At 36.4% G+C, this 993-nt stretch carries 1 protein-coding gene; it reads left to right on the plus strand.

Annotated elements, in window-relative coordinates; translation table 11 throughout:
- Nucleotides 1–72 precede the first annotated feature (72 nt).
- A complete protein-coding gene (locus tag AACW06_RS19700; protein WP_192076351.1) occupies nucleotides 73–840 on the plus strand; it encodes an alpha/beta hydrolase family protein in 768 nt (255 codons plus the stop codon).
- The last annotated feature ends 153 nt before the right edge of the window (nucleotides 841–993 follow it).

Below are 993 nucleotides of genomic sequence, written 5' to 3' on the forward strand. Positions count from 1 at the left end.
GCGTTAGCTGTTTTCTGAAGTCTGACGGTTTATTGTGTCGGTAAGCGGATACATAGAATATATGGGGCGTTCATGGAAGGTGTTGTAGTCGAAAAAAGTAAGATGGGTGAGATTGTATATCTACACTATTGTAAAAAAGAGTTGGTAAATAATCCTTTAGTCATCATCTGTCATGGGTGGAACAATGATAAATATGAAGGTTCTAATCTAGCTTTAAATTTAGCTCTTCAGGGTTACTCTGTTATCTGCTTTGATGCAGATAAACACGGCGAAAGAGATGATGGTAATGCTCAAAATGTTTGTAGTCATTCTAGCTTTATTAAAAGAATGACGGGGGTTATCAAGCAGAATTCAGATGACATAAATACACTCATTGATCACTATCAGAAAGATATTCGGATTGATCCATCGAGGATTGCAGTTGTGGGTATCTCTATGGGAGCAATGTCCACATTTTATTCTTTGACCCAAAATCAACTAATTAAAGTTGCAGTACCAATTCTCGGCTCTCCTGATTTTGTCGGTTTGGAGAAATTCGCCTTAGAAGCAGATTCGGTGAATAAGATTCTTAGTGATGATGAGAAGTTAGCTATTAGGCATATGGCAGAGATTGATCCATGTTTGTACCTTATAGAAAATGAAAGTCGCCCTATGTTGATTATAAATGGCGAGAAAGATGATTGGGTTCCTGCCCATTTTGCGAAGGACTTTTATGAAAAAGTGAAGAGTAAATACGATAAAAATAATACTGAAATTGAATTCAATTTAGCTGATGAATCGCATTATTTTTCCAACGACATGAGAGATCATACGATAAAATGGTTGAATAAAAATTTGTAGGCTAAAAAGTAAATCTGTAGCAATAAACAGCTAACAAGCAATTTAAGAGGGATTCTCAACGCTTGGCATTTTTGCTTCTACTTCAAATTTAGTGTTTATGGTGCAATGTGTTAGGTTGAGTGGTGGCGTTGTTCACCCCTTAATTGGGCGTTA

Source organism: Vibrio sp. S12_S33 (assembly GCF_963889785.1).
GTDB classification, from domain to species: Bacteria; Pseudomonadota; Gammaproteobacteria; order Enterobacterales; family Vibrionaceae; genus Vibrio; species Vibrio aestuarianus.